The sequence below is a fragment of the uncultured Faecalibacterium sp. genome (assembly GCF_900066275.1).
GTDB classification, from domain to species: domain Bacteria; phylum Bacillota; class Clostridia; order Oscillospirales; family Ruminococcaceae; genus Faecalibacterium; species Faecalibacterium taiwanense.
The window spans coordinates 1-19372 of record NZ_FMFG01000012.1; the positions used below are offsets into that span (position 1 = coordinate 1).

Sequence of the window (19372 nt, forward strand, 5' to 3'; positions counted from 1 at the left end):
AGGCCGCAGGCGGCACAGGCGGCGGGGGTGGCGGCACAGCCGCCAAGGGCGGTCTCGCGCAGCTCGGCAGGCAGGCGCTTGCCCACGGCGTACATGGCGTCCAGCATCTGGTCGAAGGGGATCAGCTGGCGGATGCCGCTCAGGGACAGTTCTGCTGCAATGAGGGCGTTGGCCACACCGGCAGCGTTGCGGTTCTGGCAGGGGTACTCCACCAGCCCGCCTACGGGGTCGCACACAAGGCCCAGCATGTTCATCAGCACGGTGGAAGCTGCATCCAGACACTGCTGCGGGTTGCCGCCCATCAGCTCCACGGCGGCAGAAGCAGCCATGGCAGACGCAATGCCCACCTCGGCCTGACAGCCGCCCACGGCACCGGCCACGGTGGCGTTGCGCATGGCAAGATAGCCCACGGCACCGGCGTTGAACAGGGCATCCACGATGCGCTGGTCGGAGATGCGGTAGCACTCCTGCAGGGCCAGCATCATGCCCGGCACCACGCCTGCAGAGCCTGCGGTGGGTGCAGCCACGATCAGGCCCATGGAAGCGTTCACTTCCAGCACGGCCATGGCGTAGGTCATGGCCTTCTGCAGCACGTCGCCGCAGATGTTTTTCTTCTTATTATAATGTGTTTCCAGCTTTTTGGCCTCGCCGCCGATCAGGCCGCCCATGGATTTGATGGGTTTTTTCAGCGGCTGGGTGGCAGAAGCGTGCATGATCTCCCATGCCTTTTCCATGCGGTGATCCACAGCATCCCGGGGTACTTCGCCCAGAATGCATTCCCGCTGGCGCATCACTTCCGAAATGGGCAGTTGGTTTTCCTCACACAGGTCCAGCAGCTCCTTGGCGGACTTGAAATCCATGTTCATCGCTTGTCCCTCCTTACGGCTGCACGACCATTACATCGTTGATGTTCGGGTTTGCCAGCAGCAGCTGATCCACACCCTCGGGCAGGCGCTCATCCGACTCCACGATGGTGTAAGCCGTGTGCCCCTTTTCCTCGCGGAACAGACGCATGAACGCGATGTTCACGCTGCGGTCGCTGAGGATCTTGGTGATGTGGGCCACCACGCCGGGCTTGTCCTTCTGCACCACAATGAGGGCGTTGTACTCGCCGGTAAAGTCCACCTCCACGCCGTTGATCCGCACGATGCGCACCTTGCCGCCGCCCAGCGATTCACCGCGCACGGTCATCACCTGACCGGCCGCATTCTCCATGCGGATATCCACCGTGTTGGGGTGGATGTCGGTCTCCACCTCATTGGGGGTGAAGCTGTAGCCAAGGCCGCGGTCGGTGGCAATGGCAAAGGAATCCCGGATGCGGGTATCATCGGCCGAAAAGCCCATGATGCCGCCCAGCAGGGCGCGGTCGGTACCGTGGCCGTGGTAGGTCTTGGCAAAGGAGCCGTAGAGGGTAAAGTCCGCCCGCTTCAGCGGCGGGGCGATCATCTTCTGTGCCAGAAAGGCGATGATCTCCGCGCCTGCGGTGTGGGAGCTGGAAGGGGCCGATCATGTTCGGGCCCAGAACATCAAAAACACTGATAAATGCCATGGGGTGTCACTCCTGTCAGGTCAAAAACCGCGCCGCGCATCAGACGCTTGCGCTGCTCTTGTTGATGAACTTCTGGTAGATGGTCTCCACGATCACGCCGATGGCGTTGTCGCCGGAGACGTTGCAGGCAGTGCCGAAGGAATCCTGAGTGATGTACAGAGCCACCATGATGGCGCAGATGGGGCCATTGGGGTCACCGGCCTCAGCGCCAAAGATCATGTACAGGAAGGGCAGAGCGGTCATGATGGAGCCGCCGGGAGCACCGGGAGAAGCCACCATGGCAACGCCCAGCGTCATGATGAAGGGCACCACGGTAGCAAGGCTGATGGGCAGCTGGTTCATCAGGCAGACGGCAGTTGCGCAGGCGGTAATGGTGATCATGGAGCCTGCCATGTGGATGTTTGCGCACAGAGGCACCACGAAGTTGCGGATCTGCTCGCTCACGCCATCAGCCGCAGCGCACTGCAGGTTGACCGGGATGGTGGCTGCAGAGGACTGAGTGCCCAGAGCGGTGGTGTAGCCGGGGATCTGGTTGCGGATCATCTTGAAGGGGCTCTTGTGGCTCACAGCGCCTGCAACGCAGAACTGCAGGAAGATGCAGACCAGATGCATGATGATGACCACCAGGAACACCTTCCACAGGATGCCCAGAATGGCGTAGGTCTTGCCGGACTTGGTCATGTCGATGAAGGTACCGCAGACGTACAGGGGCAGCAGCGGGATGATGACGCTGTGCAGCACCTGATCGATGATGCCGGAGAAGTCCTTCATGCCATTATAAAGTGTATCACCGATGGTCTTGCCGCGCAAGGTGGACAGGCACAGGCCCAGCACGAAGGCCAGCACCACGGCAGACAGGGTGTCCAGCAGCGGAGGGATGGAGATGGAGATGTAGCTGACCAGAGAGTTGTCAGCCGTGGCGGCGATCTGTTCCAGAGCGCCTTCGCTCATGAAGCTGGGGAACAGGCTTGCAGACACCAGATAGGATGCCGAGCCTGCGATCAGGGTGGAGCCGTAGGCCAGAGCCACCGTGATGAGCAGCAGCTTGCCTGCGCCGCTCTTCAGGTCGGCAATGCCCATGGTGACGTAGGCCACGATCATCAGCGGGATGATGAACTTCAGGAACGAGCTGAAGATGCTGGATGCCGTGACGACGACCCGGCAGAACCACACCGGGAAGAACTGGCCGATGATGATGCCCAGCACGATGGCGATGAGCAGCTTCGGCAGCAGTCCGAGCTTGAATTTTTTCTTTTCCATAAGAATAAAATCCTCCTTTTCCTATCCTGACCTTTGTGCAGCACCTGACAGCGCTCTCTCCGCCGCAGCCCGCACGGCCAGCCTTTCACGAAACGTCAAATTTTCACTTGACGTGTTGACACATTTAGTTTAACATAGACATATGCATGATTCAAATTCATAAAAATAAAGTTATGGTTTAAAAATCTTAATAGCAAAGGAGCTTCGCCATGGAAGTGCGCCAGCTGAACACCCTGATCCGTGCCGCCCAGTTCCAGAGCTTTTCCAAGGCAGCGGAAAGTCTGGGCTATTCCCAGTCTGCCGTTACCGTGCAGATCAAAGCGCTGGAAGAAGAGCTGGGTGTGCGCCTGTTCGACCGCATGGGCAAGCGGGTGATCCTGACCGCACAGGGTCAGTGCTTTCTGGAATACGCCAACAGCATTCTGGATACCATCCACAACGCCCGCCGCGCCCTGAGCGAGGATGCCGAGCTGGAGGGCTGCCTGCACATCGGCACGCTGGAATCCCTCTGCTTTTTCCGTCTGCCCGGCCTGATGCATCAGTTCCGGGTGGAACACCCCAAAGTCAGCCTTCGGGTCACTACCGGCTCCCCGGAAGAGCTGATCGAAAAGATGGAGCGCGGCGAGGTGGACCTCATCTGCATTCTGGACGAGCCGCGCTACTCCAACAGCTGGCACAAGTGCAACGAGGTGCCGGAAGAGGTGGTGTTCGTGGCCTCCCCGGACATCGACCTCGGCCACCCCGGCCCGTACCGGGTGGCAGAGCTTCTGGACAAGCCCTTCTTCCTCACCGAACGCAACGCCAACTACCGCCGCACCTTTGACCGGTTTTTGGCTTCCCGCCAGATCGAGCTGACCCCCAGCCTTGAGATCAGCGATACCTCCTTTATCATCAAGATGCTGGAGCGCTCCTCCGGCATTTCCCTGCTGCCGCGCTTCGCTGTGGCCGAGCCTGCGTCCAGAGGAGATCTGCGCATTCTGGAGGTGTCAGACTTCCGGCTGACCATGTACCGCCAGATGTTCTACCACAAGGATAAATGCTGCACCCGGGAAATGGACGCCTTCATCCAGCTGGCCTCCGGGCCGGACCTGCCTCTTTTATAATACAGAAAGCTTTTATAATACAGAAAGCAGCAGACCCCCGGACGGTAAACCGCCCGGGGGTCTGCTGTGCTGAGGAGTTTTCAGGAATTTGCAAAGCATTGCGCAGACTGTGTGCAGGCACAGCCCCGCAGATGAGGATGATTAAGCAAAGAAGGAGATGATGAGTGCTACCAGGAAGCCCACACCGCCAACCAGAGTTTCCATGATGGTCCAGGTCTTGAGGGTGGTCTTTTCGTCCATGCCCACAAGGCTCTTCACCAGCCAGAAGCCAGAGTCGTTGAAGTGAGAGCACACGGTGGAGCCGCCGGCGATGGCAGCGGTGACGCAGGCCAGATACAGCGGGCTCAGTTCGCTGATGCCGGGCATGGCGGAGATGATGCCTGCTGCCATGGTCATAGCCACGGTAGAGGAACCAACGGAGATGCGCACCAGAGCAGCCACGATGAAGGCCACCAGAACCAGCGGCAGGCTGGCGTTTGCCACGGCGTTGCCGATGACATCGCCCAGACCGGAGTTCTGCAGCATGTAGCGCAGCACGCCGCCGCAGGCAGTGACCAGCAGGATCATGCCGGTGGGCTCAAGGGACTTGGTCATGATCTTTTCCAGCTGGGCATTGTTATAGCCGTGACGGGTGCCCAGCAGATACATAGCAGCGATGGTAGCCAGCAGCAGAGCCATGAAGGGCTCACCGAGGAAGGCCAGAACGGGCTGGATGCCAGCCAGAGCGGGCACCACTTTTGCCACAGAGTTTGCAATGATGAGGACCAGCGGGATCAGGATGATGCCCACGATGGTGCCGAACTTGGGCAGCTTGCTCTCGTCGATGTCTGCCTGCTGTGCAACGTGCTCGGGCACCTCGATCATATACTTCTTGCCGCAGATGGAGCCCCAGATGGGACCGGCAGCGATCATGGCGAAGATGCCGCAGAAGATGCCAATGAGGATGACCCAGCCCAGATCAACGCCCAGCATGCTGGCCACCAGAACGGGGCCCGGCGTGGGAGGGATGAAGGCGTGGCCGACAGCCAGACCGGCCAGCAGAGGGATGACATAGTACAGGACCGAGCGCTTGGTGCGCTTTGCCAGAGAGAAGGCCAGCGGGATCAGGATGATCAGACCGGCATCAAAGAACACCGGCATGGCCACCACCAGACCTGTGATACCCAGCGCCCATGCGGCTTTTTCGTCGCCGAACTTGCGCACCATGGTCACGGCCAGCGTCTGTGCGCCGCCGGATTCTTCCAGAATGGCACCGAACATGGAGCCAAGGCCCACCAGAAGAGCGATGCCCTTTAAGGTGTTGCCGATACCTTCGTTGACCGAGCCGATGATGTCAGACAGGGGCATACCGGCCATCAGGCCGATGCCCACCGCACCGATCAGGATGGAGATCATGGCGTGGACTTTAAACTTGATGATAAGGATGAGCAAAAGGATCAGGCCCGCCACCGCGGCGAACACGAGCCGCGCGGCGTCCGGGGTTGCAACAGCTGTCATAAACGTTTCCTCCATTTTTTGATATTTTGTGTGCTTTGGGTCTTATTTCAGCGCCGTCCCCGCAGACGGACACCGGATCTCGATGGTTTTTATAGACGAAGCAATATCCGCTTTTTTGTTTTTGGCGTAACTTTATCCAGACCGTCCAGCAAAACAACGCTGAACAGTTGATTTTTTGTTTTTTGGTTTTTATCGCAAACGAAGCGTTTTTACTCCATATATGCACCCTTCATGGGGCTGACGGCGTGCTGAGAGTAGAGCTTCAGCAGGCCCTTGGTGTACTTGGGAGCCTTGGGCTTCCAGTTGGCACGGCGCTGGGCAAGGATAGCCTCCATCTCTTCGGGGGTCTTTTCCTCACCGTTCACGCCCACGATGGCAAGCTGACGGTTCGGCACATCGATGCGGATGAGATCGCCCTCTTCCACCAGAGCGATGGGGCCGCCCACAGCGGCCTCCGGGCTGACATGGCCGATGACCGGGCCGCGGCTTGCGCCGGAGAAGCGGCCGTCGGTGATGAGCGCCACGCTGGAAGCCAGCTTCGGGTCGGCGCAGATGGCCTCGCCGGTGTAGAACATCTCGGGCATGCCGCTGCCGCGGGGGCCTTCGTAACGGATGAAGATGGCATCTCCGGGCTGGACCTGCTTGTTCAGAACGGCACTGATGCACTCTTCCTCGCTGTCAAAGGGCTTTGCGCGCAGGGTGGCGTGGAACATGTTCTTGGGGCAGGCGGTGTGCTTGATGACACTGCCCTCCGGGGCCAGATTGCCCTTCAGGATAGCAATGCTGCCGTCGGTGCCCTTGGCGTTGTCAAAGCTGTGGATGATGTCCTCGCGGGTGACTTTGATGCCCAGACCCTTGGTCTTTTCCTGCAGGATCTCGTCGCAGTGCTCGTAGAAGCCGTTCTTCTTCAGGTCTTCCAGGTTTTCGCCCAGCGTCTTGCCGGTGACAGTCATCACGTCCAGATGCAGCATGGACTTGATCTCTTCCATCACGCGGGGCACGCCGCCTGCATAGTAGAAGTACTGTGCGGGCCAGTCGCCGGAAGGACGGATGTTCAGCAGATAGTGTGCGCCGCGGTGCATCCGGTCAAAGGTGTCGGCATCGATCTCAAAGCCGAACTCGTGGGCAATGGCGGGCAGATGCATGGTGGCATTGGTGGAGCCGGAGATGGCGGCGTGCACCATGATGGCGTTTTCAAAGCTCTTCATGGTGACGATGTCCTTGGCCTTGATGCCCTCGGCCACCAGCTTCATCACCTGAACGCCGGCATCATAGGCAGCCTGCTTCAGCTCCGGGGCGGTGGCAGGCATCAGGGCGGTGCCCGGCAGCATCAGGCCCAGTGCCTCGGCCATGATCTGCATGGTAGAAGCGGTTCCCATGAAGGAGCAGGCACCGCAGCTGGGGCAGGCGTTGTGCTTGTAGTAGTCCAGCTGCTCGTTGGGGATCACGCCCGTCTTTTCCCATGCGTCGAACTTGCCGATCTGTTCCAGCGTCAGCAGGTCGTTGATGGCGCAGGCGGGGTCGTTGACCACGTACTTCTTGGGCAGGGTGTGGGCTTCCATCACGCCGCCGGTGACCACGATGGCGCTCATATCCTTCAGGCGGCCAATGCTCATCAGCATGGCGGGCATGGACTTGTCGCAGCTGGCGATGAATACGCCTCCGTCGTACACGGTGGCGTTGGCCTGAGCTTCCACCAGATTCACGATGGCGTCACGGTGGGGCAGCGAGTAGTTGATGCCGTCGTGGCCCTGTGCGATGCCGTCGCACATATCGGTTGCAAAATAGCGTGCAGCCTTGCCGCCGTGGGTGTTGACTGCCTGTACAGCCTCCTTCACGAACTGATCCAGATGGGCGCTGCCGGGGTGGCTGTCGCCAAAGGTGCTCTCCACCATGATCTGGGGCTTTGCAAGGTCGTCCACCTTCCAGCCCATGCCGATCTTCAGCGGATCGTTTTCCGGTGCCAGTTTACGCACTGCCTGAGAACGCAGTTCCATGATCGTACCTCCAAAATACTCTTTTTTCTGCTTTGCAAATCGTCCTTTTGACTGTCGGACATCTTACATATTCATTTTAATCGAATCCCGCCTCGTTTGCAAGTTGTCGCAGTCAGAACCCACTTTATAACAATAACCAACCTAGTTTTTCGTGCACATTGCTCTGAAATCTTGGATACATCATATAATCTAACCAGTTTTTCAACTTTTCTGTATCATTCGTCTAAAAAAGTCATCAGACAACTTCAAACGTAAAAAGTCCCCGCACAGACCTTGCACTGTGCGGGGACGTAAAATGCAGCGGCGTCAGGTTTCCCATTCGCCGTCGTAAAGCTTTCGGATGCAGTTGCGGTTGAAGTTCAGGTGCATCACCATGGCAGACCGGGCGCCAATGGAGTCATGCCGGGCAATGGCTTCGGTGATCATGCGGTGGGTCAGGATGGTCTCCTCCGTCAGCTTTTTGTGGGTAACATTCACGAACATCATGACCGCCGTATCGATAATGGGGATGAGCTGCTCCACCACCATGTTCTTGCTGCTCTCTGCGATGCAGGTATGGAATGCGATGTCGTCCTCAATGTACAGATCACCGCTGTGGATCTTGCTCTCCACCCGGTCGCACAGGCGCTGGATGCGCTCGATGTCCTCGTCGGAAGCGTTCAGCGCTGCCATCTCGGCCATGCCCGGTTCCAGCAGCAGGCGCACGTTCACCAGATCCAGTGCCAGCGCGTTCTTGTCCTGCACGCTGCGCAGGTTCAGCGGGTCCGAAAGGCCCTTGGCGGTCGTGACCACATAGGTGCCGGAGCCTCGCCGCGCCTCCACGATGCCCTTGCTGGAAAGCAGCTTCACGGCTTCGCGCACCGTGCTGCGGCCCACGCCGAACTTTTCACCCAGCTCAAATTCATTGGGCAGCTTGGCTCCCGGCTCCAGCGGGGTATCCAGAATATAGTGGTAAATTTCGTCCTCCACCTGTTCGGCAAGGAGTTTGTTTTTCAGATGGGAAAATTCGCTCATGGGTGTTCCCTCCCCTGTTTTTTAAGTTATTATAAGGCAGGGCAGCAGACAAAAGCAAGGGCTGTCCTCATTCACAGACAGCCCTTGCTTTTGGGTATTTTATTCGTTTGCGGCCTTTTCCAGCTCCGCTTCCTCTGCGGCGGCTTCGGCCTCCTCCTGCTTCTGGTACTCCAGGAAAGCCGACCACATGGGTTCAATGTCCCTGCCCTTCACCCGGCGGTCGAAGTAGTTGCGAGTGATGTCCACCACAGTGCCGGACAGCACCAGCACACCGATCAGGTTCGGGATCATCATCAAGCCGTTGAAAGTGTCGGAAAGATCCCACGCAAGGCCCAGCTTCATGGTGGCACCCACCACGGTCATGCATACAAAGACCACCTTGTAGATGCGGCTGCCGGTGGTGCCGAAGAGATACTCCACGGCCTTGGTGCCGTAGTGGCTCCAGCCCAGCGTAGTGGAGTAGGCAAACAACAGAATGGAAACAGCAATGAACTTGGGGCCAAAGCTGCCAAATGCGGCGGTGAAGGCCTGACCCACCAATGCGTTGTCCTGCACACCGGCCAGTACAGCGCCGCTCTGCAGGTCCACCACGCCGGTGGTCAGGATGACCAGAGCAGTGAGCGTGCAGACCACGATGGTATCGGCAAACACCTCAAACACGCCCCACATGCCCTGATGCACCGGCTCCTTGACGTTGGAAGCGGAGTTGACCATGACGGCAGAGCCGAGACCGGCTTCGTTGGAGAAGGCACCGCGCTTGAAGCCCCAGGTGATGGTCTGGCTGATGCCGTAGCCCAGCGCACCGCCGCCTGCCGCGTTCAGGTTGAACGCACCCTTGAAAATAGCCGCAAATGCCGCTGGGATGTTGCCCGCGTGCAGCACTACGATGATGAGCGCGCCTGCAATGTAGAACAGGGCCATGAGCGGCACCAGCTTTTCGGTAACAGCGGCAACGCGCTTCAAACCGCCAATGACGATAAGGGCCGTGACCACCATCAGGCACAGGCCGGTGACGAGGGTCGGTACGCCAAAAGCAGCGTTCATGTTGCCCGCGATGGAATTGATCTGGCTCATGTTGCCAATGCCGAAGGAAGCCAGAATGCAGAAACAGGCAAACAGCACTGCCAGCACCTTGCCCAGCTGTTTGCAGCCCTTCTTTGCGCCAAGACCATCGGTGAGGTAGTACATGGCACCGCCCGACCACTCGCCTTTTTCGTTTTTGCGGCGGTAGTACACGCCCAGCACATTCTCCGAAAAGCTGGTCATCATGCCAAGCAATGCCATGACCCACATCCAGAAGATGGCACCCGGCCCACCGGAAACGATGGCCGTTGCCACACCCACGATGTTGCCGGTGCCGATGGTGCCCGCCAGCGCCGTGCACATGCTCTGGAACTGGCTGATGGCCATATCCTCCTTGCTGGTGTGCGCGGTGATGTCCTTGTTGGTGAAGATCGCGCCGATGGTGTGCCGGAGCCAGTAGCCCATTTTGCGGAACTGGAAAAAGCCCGTGCGGGCGCTCATCCAGAAGCCGGTGCAGAACAGCAGTGCCAGACCAAATGGCCCCCACACCACGCCATTGATGGCATTGTTCACCTGCGTGATCATCTCGACCATTCTCTCTTTCCCCCTATACACAAAACAAAAGCGGACAGAACCCACCAAAGGCTCTGCCCGCAAAATTCGGAGCGCTCTCATTTTCCGCAGCCGGGGTGCGCCGCATTCCCGGCTGCGCCCCATTGCGCAAAGACGATGGCTCTGTCCTTTTGCCTGAGAGATACAGCCGCTTTCCCTGCGGCCTTACACCTTCGGCACCCACTTTACAAGCGGGCTTCTCCAGAGTGCACGGTCTTTCTCCGCCGTGCACGTCTTTTTCAGTTCTTCCGGCGCACAGTTGTGCGCGATAGAAAGACTATACCATATTCTGTCCTTGTGCGCAAGACATTTTGTATATCATACGCTGCTTTTTCATCTGTTATGCCGACAGATGAATTTTGTTTTGGTATTACTTTTATCCTTCCTTATCATAGCGCTGCCATAAATTTATTTTACTTTTCTTTTGGCTCCGCGCCTTCAAACCCCCGGGCTTTGCCATCCGGGCTGGCATCGCCGTTTTCTTTCGCGGTCTCATAAGAATCTGTGCCGTAATAGGCGCTGGCGGGGCCGATCTCCAGCCAGAAGTTCTCCCGTTCTTTCTCTGTGGTCGGTGCTGTCTCTTTTTTGTTTTTCATCTGCAAACGCCTCCTTTTCTGCATAAAGTCTTGCCTGCAGGCCAAAGCTTTATGCAAAGGAAAGGCGGTGTATCCCATGCGCAGTGGAGGTTGGAAGCCCTTTTGGGCAGCACTGTTTGCTTCGCTGCTGGTGCTGGTGCCGCTGGTGGGCGGCACGGTGCTGCTGTCCCGTCAGCAGCTGCGCACCCAGCTGCGGCAGGCTGCCCGCAGCGAGAGCGGTGTGCCCATCCAGCTGCCCAAGACCACCGACCAGCTCACTGTACTACTGTGCGTCTCCGGCGAACAGCCCGGCTTTGTGCTGGCCTACCTGAACGCCAGCCAGAACTGCGTGCATCTGCTCAGCGTGCCTGCCGTGCTCACCGTGCCTTTTGCAGAAGAAGAAACATCCCTTGCCCGCTGCTATGCCGCCGCTGGCCCGGCCCGCTGCCGCGAAGCGCTGGCACAGGTGCTGGCCCTGCCGGAGGGCACAAGGTATCTGGCCTTTTCTCCCGATGTGCTGGAGCGCATTGCCAGCCGGTACGGGCCGGTGCGGGTGGGCTTTACCGGCGCACTGACCGAGGAAGAGCTTGCCCGCTATGGCCGCAGCCGGGCCGTGCAGGGCATTTCCGCCGGGGACGCGCACGAATTCCTGTGCCAGTTGCAGGCCGACGAAGCTTTTTCACCAGTACGTACCGCAGCGGCCCGCGCTGCCGTGTGGGATGCGTTTCTCCGGCAGGATCTGGACCTGCTGCCCGCCACCCTGCCGGATGCCTTGCGTGCCAGCAGTTCGGCCCTGCTCACCGACCTGACCGCGCTGGACTATGACGCTTTGGAACGCACACTGGAATTTCTTGCCAACAACAGCGCCGCTGTGGCGGCGCAGGCCCTGCCCGGCCAGTGGAATGCCGCCAGCGGCACTTACACGGTCACGGATGCTTCCCGCGCTGCCATGCAGACCTTTTTCAATGTTTCGCCCACCGAGGCGCAGGCCTCGTCCTTCAGCGAGCCATAACCCAGCACCAGCGTGCCCGCCGCTGAGGGTGCTTCTCCGGTCAGGTCGTAATCGCTCAGCAGGCTCAGCTGCACGCCTTCGGCTTCCGCCGCGCAGCGCAGCGCAGCATCCGGCGGCGGGTCTTTGAGCTTTGCCAGCAGGTTCAGTCCGGTGTGCAGGCCCGCAAGGGTCAGCTCGCCGGGAGCAAAGGCAGCGTTCAATGCTGCCGCCAGCGCGTCCCGCCGGGCCTTGTAGGCCACCCGTTCCCGGGCCAGATGCCGGGTGAAGTAGCCCTCGGTGATAAAGCGGGCCAGCGTCTGCTGCTCAAACCGGCTCACCGTGCCGGAGTAAAGGCGGTATTTTTTCCGCCATGCAGGCAGAAGATGCTCCGGCAGCACCATATAGGCGATACGGATGCTGGGAGCCAGACTGCGGGAGCAGGTGGAAAGGTACACCACCGGGCCGTCTGCACCCGCCATGCCCTGCAGGCTGGGCAGAGGCCGGGTATCAAAACGGAACTCCGAATCGTAATCATCTTCTATAATATACCGCCCGCCCGGCCTGCGGGCTGCCCAGTGCAGAAGCTCGGCCCTGCGGCCCGCAGGCATGGTAACGCCTGTGGGGAACTGGTGGCTGGGCGTGACGTAGCACACCGCTGCATCCGACCGGTTCAGTGCTTCCACCGAAAGGCCGTCCTCGTCCACCGGCAGGCAGCAGCAGTGCACACCGTTGTTCTGCAGCACCTGCAAAGCACGGGGGTAGCCCGGCGTTTCCACCGCTGCAGGGCCGGGCAGCAGCGGTGCCAGCAGGCCCAGCAGATATTCCAATCCCGCGCCCACCACGATCTGATGCGGCCCGCACTGCACACCGCGGTATTCAGAGAGATATTCCGCCAGCGCCTGCCGCAGGGCCGGGTCGCCCTGCGCATCGCCGTGGGTGAGCAGCTGGGGCGAAGAATAGAGCAGCTCCTTTTGCAGCCGCGCCCATGTGCGGAACGGGAACAGCTCCGGGTCTACCCCGCGGGTGGAAAGGTCGTACCGCACCGGCAGCACAGGCGGTTCCGGTTTTGGCGGTGCGGGCTGTTCCGGCCCGCCGGCAGGCCGGGACGGCAGGGCCAGATATTCCTGTACATAAAAGCCGCTGCGCTCCCGCGGTTCCAGATACCCTTCCGCCGCCAGCATCTGATAGGCGGCATCCACCGTATTCACCGAGACGGACAGCTCTGCCGCCAGCCGCCGCTTGCCGGGCATCCGGGTGCCCGCCGCAAGGGTGCCGCTTCGCATCTCTCCGGCAAGGCTGCGGTACAGCTGTTCGTACAGCGGCACGCTGGAAGAAGCATCCAGCGCCGTGGTCAGATGGACCATAAATTATCCCTCCTGTCTGGGTATTGCATCAAACTGACCCCATTAAAAAACTTTATTCTGGGTATTTTCATGGTGTCAGTTCTGCGTATAATAGGAGCATACCCGCTGGACACCCAAATGTCAAGTAGGATTGTAGGTAAGTGGTTGCGAAGCAATCAAAGCCCCAGTGGGGCTTTGGCGCCGCGGGAACGGAAATTTGGAGGGAGAGTAAATCATGTCTACTACTGCAATGTGGCTGCTTCTGGCAGTCGTTGTCATCGTCATTCTGTTTGCAAGTGTGCTGTACAAGCGCACCTTCACCACCAAGGAGCTGGCCCTGACCGGTGTCATGGCCGCTTTAAGCCTTGTGGCCTATCTGTTCTTCCGTGTGCCGTTCTACGGCGGCTCTTCGTTCCATCTGGGCAACACCTTCACCGCCCTGACCGCCCTGCTGCTGGATGGTGTGTCCGGCGGTCTGGCCGGTGCCATTGGTCTGGCGCTGGCCGATATTCTGGCCGGTGACCCGGGCTACGCCGTCACCACCTTTGTACTCAAGTTCATCATCGGCATCACCTGCGGTGCCGTGGCGCACAAGGCATTCAAGCTGCGCGACCTCGACAAGCACAGCTCCGGCTATCTCGTCAAGGTGATCGTTTCTGCCGGTTCCGGCCTGCTGCTGAACGTGCTGACCGACCCGTTCCTTGGCTACTTCCGCAATGTGTACATCTTTGGTCAGGAATACACCGTGGCACAGGCGCTGACCAAAATTGCAGGCGGCGTCACCTTTGTAAACAGCGTGGCCTCCACCGTGTGTGCGGTCATCCTGTACCTCGCCCTGCGTCCGGCCCTGGAGCGTGCCGGTCTGCTGCCCAAGGGCGAAAAACACTAAGCGATCTCTCTATCCTGATACAGCACTGCTGCCCTCACCTGCCGGACTTCTCCTATCCTCCGGCGGTGGGGGCAGCAGTGTTTTTCGTGGGCGACCTATCACACGGAACTCCTCCAGTCTCGCATTCGCTCGACAGCCCCCTCGGGGACGGGGCTTTTGACAGAAACTGAAGCAAAAAAGCGCTCGTCACACAATTCTGCATGACGAGCGTTTCTGCTTTTTACCGCAATTTTCAAAAATAGTGCCTATTAAAACGGCATATTTGCGATATGCAGTTTGCGGATGTTGCTTGTGCATTAAAAACGCAAACTGCTATCATTACAGCTTTTCAAATACAAGGAACCGGAACGAGATATCGGTTTCCAGCTGGGACAGCGCAGCAAGGCGCTCCGCCCCGCCGCGCGGCGTTTTCCAGTAATAGGGTGTCATGGCGAACAGCGCTTCCAGCTGTTCGTGGGGCACCGTGACGCGGCCGGTCACTTCCCGTTCCCCAATGGCGGCAAAACCGTCATAGGCGATCTGCTGCACCGGGTTTTTATAGGGCTTTTCGTAGAGCACGGCCTTCATCTGGTACAGATGTTCGGCACCGGGCACCACATAGATCATCCGTCCGCCCGGGCGCAGCACCCGCAGGAATTCCTCCTGTGCAAAGGGCGAAAAGCAGTTCAGCAGCAGGTCGGCCCAGCCGGTGCGCACCGGCTGGCTGAAGCTGGATGCCACCGCATACTGTGCCGTGGGCAGGGCCTTGGCCGCAAGGCGCACCGCAGGCTTTGCGATATCAAAACCCGCCAGCTGCACCCGGCGGCCTTTTTCGGCAAGCGCCTGCGCGATGCAGCGGTCGTACCAGCCCTCGCCGCAGCCTGCATCCAGCAGATGCAGCGCCGCCTCCGGGCTGGCAGGCTGGCCGTACTCTGCGCACAGCTCACCCACCGCCTTGCCAAAGATGCCGTAGTATCCGGCATTCAGGAACGCGCGGCGGGCGGCCACCATCTCCTTGCTGTCGCCGGGGGCCTTGGTGCGCATGCTCTGCACCGGCAGCAGATGCCAGTAGCCCTCCTTGGCGCGGTCAAAGCAGTGGCCTTTTGTGCATTTCAGGGTGCTGTCGCCGGTCAGTTTCTCCCCGCACAGCGGGCACTGCCATGGGGCAAACGGTTCATTTTTGCTCATACTTCGTCGCTGTGGTCCTCAATGGGTGCAGTTGCACCGCCGTGGGCGTTCATATACTCCTCAAAGTTCGTGAACTTCTGCTGCGGCGGACGACGGCTGATGAGCATAAGGCCCGGGTCTTCGTCCCTTGCAGCAGCGGCACGGCCGCGGCGGCTGCTCTCCGCTCTGGGGGCACGGGCCGGTGCAGGCTGTGCATTGCGGGACGCATTCTGACGGCCGCGCTGGCCGTTGTTTGCACCGCGGCCCTGCTCTGCGCTCTGGCTCTGGGCGGCAGGCTGGCTGTTCTGGCGGGCCGGACGGTCGCTGCGGTCATTGCGACGGCTCTTCTGGCCTTGCATGCTGCTGTTCTGCTGAGCAGGCTGTGCAGCCGTACGGATGGCCGGGGCGGCGGGTGCAGCCGGAGTCTTTTTGGCCGGGCGCAGCGGAGTGGCCTCCGGGGCGCTCACAAAATGCGGGTCAAACTTGGGCTGCGCATTGCTGCCGCGGGCAGGAGCGTTCTGCTCCCGGCGCGGGCGGCTGTTATTATTGGAACGGCGGTCATTGCTGCGTCCGCCGGTAGTACGCTTGGTATCATCCATGAGTGGTTCCTCTTTTTCGGTTTTTGCGGGCTTTGCCTGCACCTTGGGTGCGGGTGCAGCTTTTTTTTCAGGTTTTGCGTTTTTTGCTTCGGCCTTTGCGGGCTTCGGCTGCTTTGCGGCAGGCTTTTCTGCCGGTTCAGCGGCGGCTGCCTTGGGCTTTTTGCCGCGCACCGGCGGCTCCGGGCGCACCGGCGCGGGCACGCCGTCCCACGGGTGGCCGCTCACCACGGGAATTTTGCGGCGGTTCAACTTTTCGATGCCTGCCAGATACTCCTGCTCCTCAGGTGCACAGAAGCTGACCGCCGTACCGTCGGCACCGGCGCGGGCCGTGCGGCCGATGCGGTGCACGTAAGTCTCCGGTACCTCGGGCAGGTCGTAGTTGAACACATGGGACAGCTCGCTGATATCGATGCCGCGGGCGGCGATATCGGTGGCTACCAGCACCTTGGTCTTACCGGCCTTGAAGTTTTCCAGCGCGGTCACGCGGGCGGTCTGGCTCTTGTTGCCATGGATGGCCGCCGCCGGGATGCCCTGCTTGGTGAGGTCTTTTGCAATTTTATCCGCGCCGTGCTTGGTGCGGCTGAACACAAGCGCGTTCACCACCGGGGGCTGCAGGTTCTTGATGAGCCACGGCAGCAGGAATTTCTTGTTGCCCTTTTCCACATGGTACAGGCTCTGCTGGATGCGGTCCACGGTGCTGGACACCGGGTCCACCTTGACGAAGGCGGGCTTGCGCAGGATGCCTGCGGCCAGCTGTTCGATCTCGGTGGGCATGGTGGCGCTGAACATCAGGTTCTGACGCTCCCCGGGCAGCTTTGCGATCACCTTCTTCACATCGTGCACAAAGCCCATATCCAGCATCCGGTCGGCTTCGTCCAGCACAAAGATCTCAAGGTTCGAGAGATCGATAAATCCCTGACCGATCAGGTCGTTGAGCCGTCCCGGGCAGGCGATCAGGATGTCCACGCCCTTTTTCAGCGCTTCCACCTGCGGTGCCTGGCCCACGCCGCCAAAAATGACGGTGCTGCGCAGCTTGAGATACTTTCCGTAGGCATCAAAGCTTTCGCCGATCTGCAAAGCAAGCTCACGGGTAGGGGTCAGGATCAGGGCGCGGATGGCACCCTTTCTGCGGGGCGCATTGGCCGTGAGTCGGTCCAGCATGGGCAGCGCAAAAGCAGCCGTCTTGCCGGTACCGGTCTGGGCGCAGCCCATCAGATCCCGGCCGGACAGCACCGGCGGGATCGCCGCCGCCTGAATGGGCGACGGGGTCTCATAGCCTGCCTCCTGCACAGCGCGCAGAAGCGGGGCGGACAGATTCAATTCTTTAAATGTCATGGTTCTCCAATAATTATTCCGTAATTTTCCGGCACTCCACATAGTACCGCTTTTCTTCTGCGTGGCCCATGCTGAAGGTCTTGCGCGGCAGCACGCCGCCCATCACAACGCCTTTGAACAGGTCACTCTTGGCAAACGGCGGCATCAGGAATGCCACAGCACCTTTTTTGCACAGGGCGCGCACAGCAGGCTCGTCGTGCACATAGTCCACGCGGGCTTCCTTGTGGTGCTCAAGATAGTATTCGATAAATTCGTCAATGGTGCCCACGGTCAGCGGTGCGGTTGGGTCCTCAAAGCTGAGCACGTTGGACATGTGCGGCCCGGCCAGCGTGAAGGGCTGCTGCTTGCTGCCGCCAAAGCTGCAGCCGGCCATATTGGAGTCGCTCCACGTGATCAGGCTCAGCAGCACCGCTGCGCAGTCCACATTGAACAGCACGCGGTGGATCGGCTCGATCTCGATCGCAGGCGAGTGCACATTGCACACCTCGGCCAGACACCAGCGGGCCGGATGGTTTGCTGCCTGCTCCGGTGTGAGTGTCTTTTTCAGCTCCTCCCAGCAGGCCTTTGCAGTGGCCAGCGAGTGGTTGCCGTCGCCCACGGCCAGCGTCAGCGGGTCGCGGCGGGTGGCATCCGGATACTTTTTGTCGAATTCTTCCTGACTGCCCAGCACAGCCAGCGCATCTTCGATCTGCGCAATGAGGGCAGGGTCTTCCACAGCCCAGCCCGCAATGTGGCCGCCGCCCAGCATCAGCTCGCCCTCGTATACCTTGGGCAGTTCGGCTTTATGCGCCGCCACCGGCTCAATGAGGGTGCAGCCGGGGTCGTCCGCCAGCATCATGATGTGGGGCGTTTCCAGCGCGGCACCGGTGCGCACCTTCATGCGGGGCGGGATGCGGCTTTCCACGGTGCTCTCGCTGGGGCGCACCGTGCATTTCTCGCCCCGGCGGTAGCTGTAGGCTTCCAGATCCACCATGCCCACAAGGCCCTGCCGCACCTTGCCGCTCTGCTCGGTGCGTTCCACGTAAACAAAGCCGTCCACCGCGCGGGTCAGCACGTTCCGGGCATAGTCATCCATGGTGGCATGGATCTTCTCAATGCGTGCATCGGCATCGCCGTCCTCCAGATAGACCTCCGGCAGGATCATGTTCAGGGTGCTGGGGCTGCCTGCCGCGGCAGCCTCGGCTTTCTGCCAGTAATCCCGGTCACTGGTGAACTGATCGCAGGCAATGCAGCCCCACTTTTCCAGTGGGATCTGCTCCGAAGGCAGAAGGATGTGGGCCGGTGCAAAGCAGGATTTGGTATTCATAGCAGATTCCTCCCTCTTATAAAACCAGAGACGTTACTGGAAAATGTCGGCGCTGTGCAGCACCAGATGCTGCACGCCCTGTCCGGCGGCAGACTGCTCCAGTGCGGTGCGGCTGTCGGCGTCCATCGCCTTGTCTGCCGTCACCAGCAGGTTGTCCATGCCCAGCGTCACAGCGGGCACATCCAGCGACACGCTGTTGGTATTGCACTGATCCAGCGTGTAGCTGAACCACAGGGTCATGCTGCCCGCAAAGCGGCTCTGCAGGGCGGCGATATCCGCCTTGAGCTGATCCGCGCGGGAAACGCCGCTGGTCTCGCCGTAGTCCTGTTTGCGGCTGAGCTTCGGGAACTGGACATTGGTCAGGACTACCTGCTCAAAGCCCATGCCCTGCACCTCGGCTACCAGATCGCCTACATATTCCACTGCCGCAGCGGAGTAGGGATTCAGCCATGCATTGCCGTCCTTCTGGGCGTCCAGCCACAGGCCGTCGCCGTAGTGGATGGCCATGCTGCGGTCGGTGCGGGAGGAGATGGGGTCCTTGAAGGCTGCAAGCTGGGCCACAGGGATCACGCCCTCTTCCCGGAAGATGGCCGCGATGCGGGCCGGGTCCACGGTGGTGTCGGCAATGCTCTGGGCGGCAGCCGGCACCTGCGAAGCGTAGCAGATGCTGCCATCCGGTGTTTTCAGGGTCACAAGGCCGTAATCCTCTCCCTGCGCCTTGAGCTGCTGCGCCGCTGCACGGATGGCCGCATCATCGGCAAGGGTGCTCACATCCACTGCGGCCCAGCTGCCGCCGGTAACGGCCTTGCCGTCCAGCTCCTTGGGCTGTTCCGGCTCCGGCTGGGACGAAGCCGCTTCCTGTACCGCCGAGGATGCAGCTGCTTCGGACGAGGCGGCTGCGCGGGATGCCGATTCAGCTTCCAGATCACGGTTCTTCACCACAGTATACCAGGTGTGGGTAGCCCAGTCCAGCACGTGGGGTGCTGCCAGCCAGGCTGCGCCCAGCACCGCCAGCACCAGCACCACGATGCCAATGCCTTTTTTGATGCGTGTACCGCGGCTGTAGAAGCTGCGGCGGTAGCGCTTGACCTTCTGACGTTTATACTTTGCCATTGTCGATTCTCCTCCCTGCC

The 19372-nt window shown here is 60.2% G+C and carries 15 protein-coding genes, 1 pseudogene and 1 riboswitch; of the genes and pseudogenes, 3 read left to right on the forward strand and 13 right to left on the reverse strand.

The window, feature by feature from the left end; all coding sequences use genetic code 11:
• The 3 genes and pseudogenes from sdaAA to QZL71_RS06025 all read right to left on the reverse strand — a co-directional run.
• On the reverse strand, window positions 1-860 hold an 860-nt coding region (sdaAA, locus tag QZL71_RS06015), incomplete at its 3' end, for an L-serine ammonia-lyase, iron-sulfur-dependent, subunit alpha (RefSeq protein ID WP_294648302.1).
• 19 nt (window positions 861-879) lie between these two features.
• Window positions 880-1549, reverse strand: a pseudogene (sdaAB, locus tag QZL71_RS06020) (L-serine ammonia-lyase, iron-sulfur-dependent subunit beta).
• A gap of 39 nt (window positions 1550-1588) precedes the next feature.
• Window positions 1589-2809: a dicarboxylate/amino acid:cation symporter gene (locus tag QZL71_RS06025; protein ID WP_097780990.1), complete on the reverse strand. Its 1221-nt coding sequence runs from the start codon at window positions 2807-2809 to the stop codon at window positions 1589-1591.
• A 209-nt stretch (window positions 2810-3018) separates the two neighbouring features.
• On the opposite strand from QZL71_RS06025, the gene QZL71_RS06030 reads away from it, so the two are divergent.
• Window positions 3019-3912 (forward strand): LysR family transcriptional regulator, encoded by an 894-nt coding sequence (locus tag QZL71_RS06030; RefSeq protein WP_118528432.1) that lies wholly within the window; start codon window positions 3019-3021, stop codon window positions 3910-3912.
• Window positions 3913-4053: 141 nt separating this feature from the next.
• Here QZL71_RS06030 and QZL71_RS06035 read toward each other — a convergent pair whose 3' ends face one another.
• The 5 genes from QZL71_RS06035 to QZL71_RS06055 all read right to left on the reverse strand — a co-directional run bounded on the left by QZL71_RS06035 (window position 4054) and on the right by QZL71_RS06055 (window position 10651).
• Window positions 4054-5409: a GntP family permease gene (locus QZL71_RS06035; protein WP_097777045.1), complete on the reverse strand. Its 1356-nt coding sequence runs from the start codon at window positions 5407-5409 to the stop codon at window positions 4054-4056.
• 209 nt (window positions 5410-5618) lie between these two features.
• A complete protein-coding gene (gene ilvD, locus QZL71_RS06040; protein ID WP_005939089.1) occupies window positions 5619-7406 on the reverse strand; it encodes a dihydroxy-acid dehydratase in 1788 nt (595 codons plus the stop codon).
• Window positions 7407-7712: 306 nt separating this feature from the next.
• Window positions 7713-8420 (reverse strand): FadR/GntR family transcriptional regulator, encoded by a 708-nt coding sequence (locus QZL71_RS06045; RefSeq protein ID WP_005939096.1) that lies wholly within the window; start codon window positions 8418-8420, stop codon window positions 7713-7715.
• 99 nt (window positions 8421-8519) lie between these two features.
• A complete protein-coding gene (locus QZL71_RS06050; protein WP_044953366.1) occupies window positions 8520-10037 on the reverse strand; it encodes an alanine/glycine:cation symporter family protein in 1518 nt (505 codons plus the stop codon).
• A gap of 131 nt (window positions 10038-10168) precedes the next feature.
• A riboswitch (glycine riboswitch) is annotated at window positions 10169-10270 on the reverse strand.
• A gap of 198 nt (window positions 10271-10468) precedes the next feature.
• Window positions 10469-10651: a hypothetical protein gene (locus QZL71_RS06055; RefSeq protein WP_044953367.1), complete on the reverse strand. Its 183-nt coding sequence runs from the start codon at window positions 10649-10651 to the stop codon at window positions 10469-10471.
• A 76-nt stretch (window positions 10652-10727) separates the two neighbouring features.
• On the opposite strand from QZL71_RS06055, the gene QZL71_RS06060 reads away from it, so the two are divergent.
• Window positions 10728-11642, forward strand: coding sequence for a hypothetical protein (locus QZL71_RS06060; protein ID WP_097774157.1), 915 nt, complete (start codon window positions 10728-10730; stop codon window positions 11640-11642).
• Here QZL71_RS06060 and QZL71_RS06065 read toward each other — a convergent pair.
• On the reverse strand, window positions 11549-12985 hold the full coding sequence (locus tag QZL71_RS06065; protein ID WP_294648284.1) for a MocR-like pyridoxine biosynthesis transcription factor PdxR: 1437 nt from the start codon (window positions 12983-12985) through the stop codon (window positions 11549-11551). The two genes, QZL71_RS06060 and QZL71_RS06065, sit on opposite strands and share 94 nt — an antisense overlap.
• 214 nt (window positions 12986-13199) lie before the next feature.
• On the opposite strand from QZL71_RS06065, the gene QZL71_RS06070 reads away from it, so the two are divergent.
• Window positions 13200-13853, forward strand: coding sequence for an ECF transporter S component (locus QZL71_RS06070; protein ID WP_242960012.1), 654 nt, complete (start codon window positions 13200-13202; stop codon window positions 13851-13853).
• Between the two features lie 318 nt (window positions 13854-14171).
• Here the strand turns inward: QZL71_RS06070 and QZL71_RS06075 are convergent, their stop codons facing one another.
• From QZL71_RS06075 to QZL71_RS06090, 4 genes are read right to left on the reverse strand one after another with little or no spacing between them, the layout of a single operon-like run.
• Window positions 14172-15020: a putative RNA methyltransferase gene (locus QZL71_RS06075; protein WP_005938310.1), complete on the reverse strand. Its 849-nt coding sequence runs from the start codon at window positions 15018-15020 to the stop codon at window positions 14172-14174.
• Window positions 15017-16933: a DEAD/DEAH box helicase gene (locus QZL71_RS06080; RefSeq protein ID WP_097774160.1), complete on the reverse strand. Its 1917-nt coding sequence runs from the start codon at window positions 16931-16933 to the stop codon at window positions 15017-15019. Before QZL71_RS06080 ends, QZL71_RS06075 begins: the two co-directional genes overlap by 4 nt.
• A gap of 13 nt (window positions 16934-16946) precedes the next feature.
• Window positions 16947-18239: a DUF1015 domain-containing protein gene (locus QZL71_RS06085; protein WP_294648285.1), complete on the reverse strand. Its 1293-nt coding sequence runs from the start codon at window positions 18237-18239 to the stop codon at window positions 16947-16949.
• A gap of 33 nt (window positions 18240-18272) precedes the next feature.
• Window positions 18273-19352 carry a putative glycoside hydrolase gene (locus QZL71_RS06090; protein WP_294648286.1) on the reverse strand — a complete coding sequence of 360 codons (1080 nt, stop codon included), beginning with the start codon at window positions 19350-19352 and terminating at the stop codon, window positions 18273-18275.
• Window positions 19353-19372 lie beyond the last annotated feature (20 nt).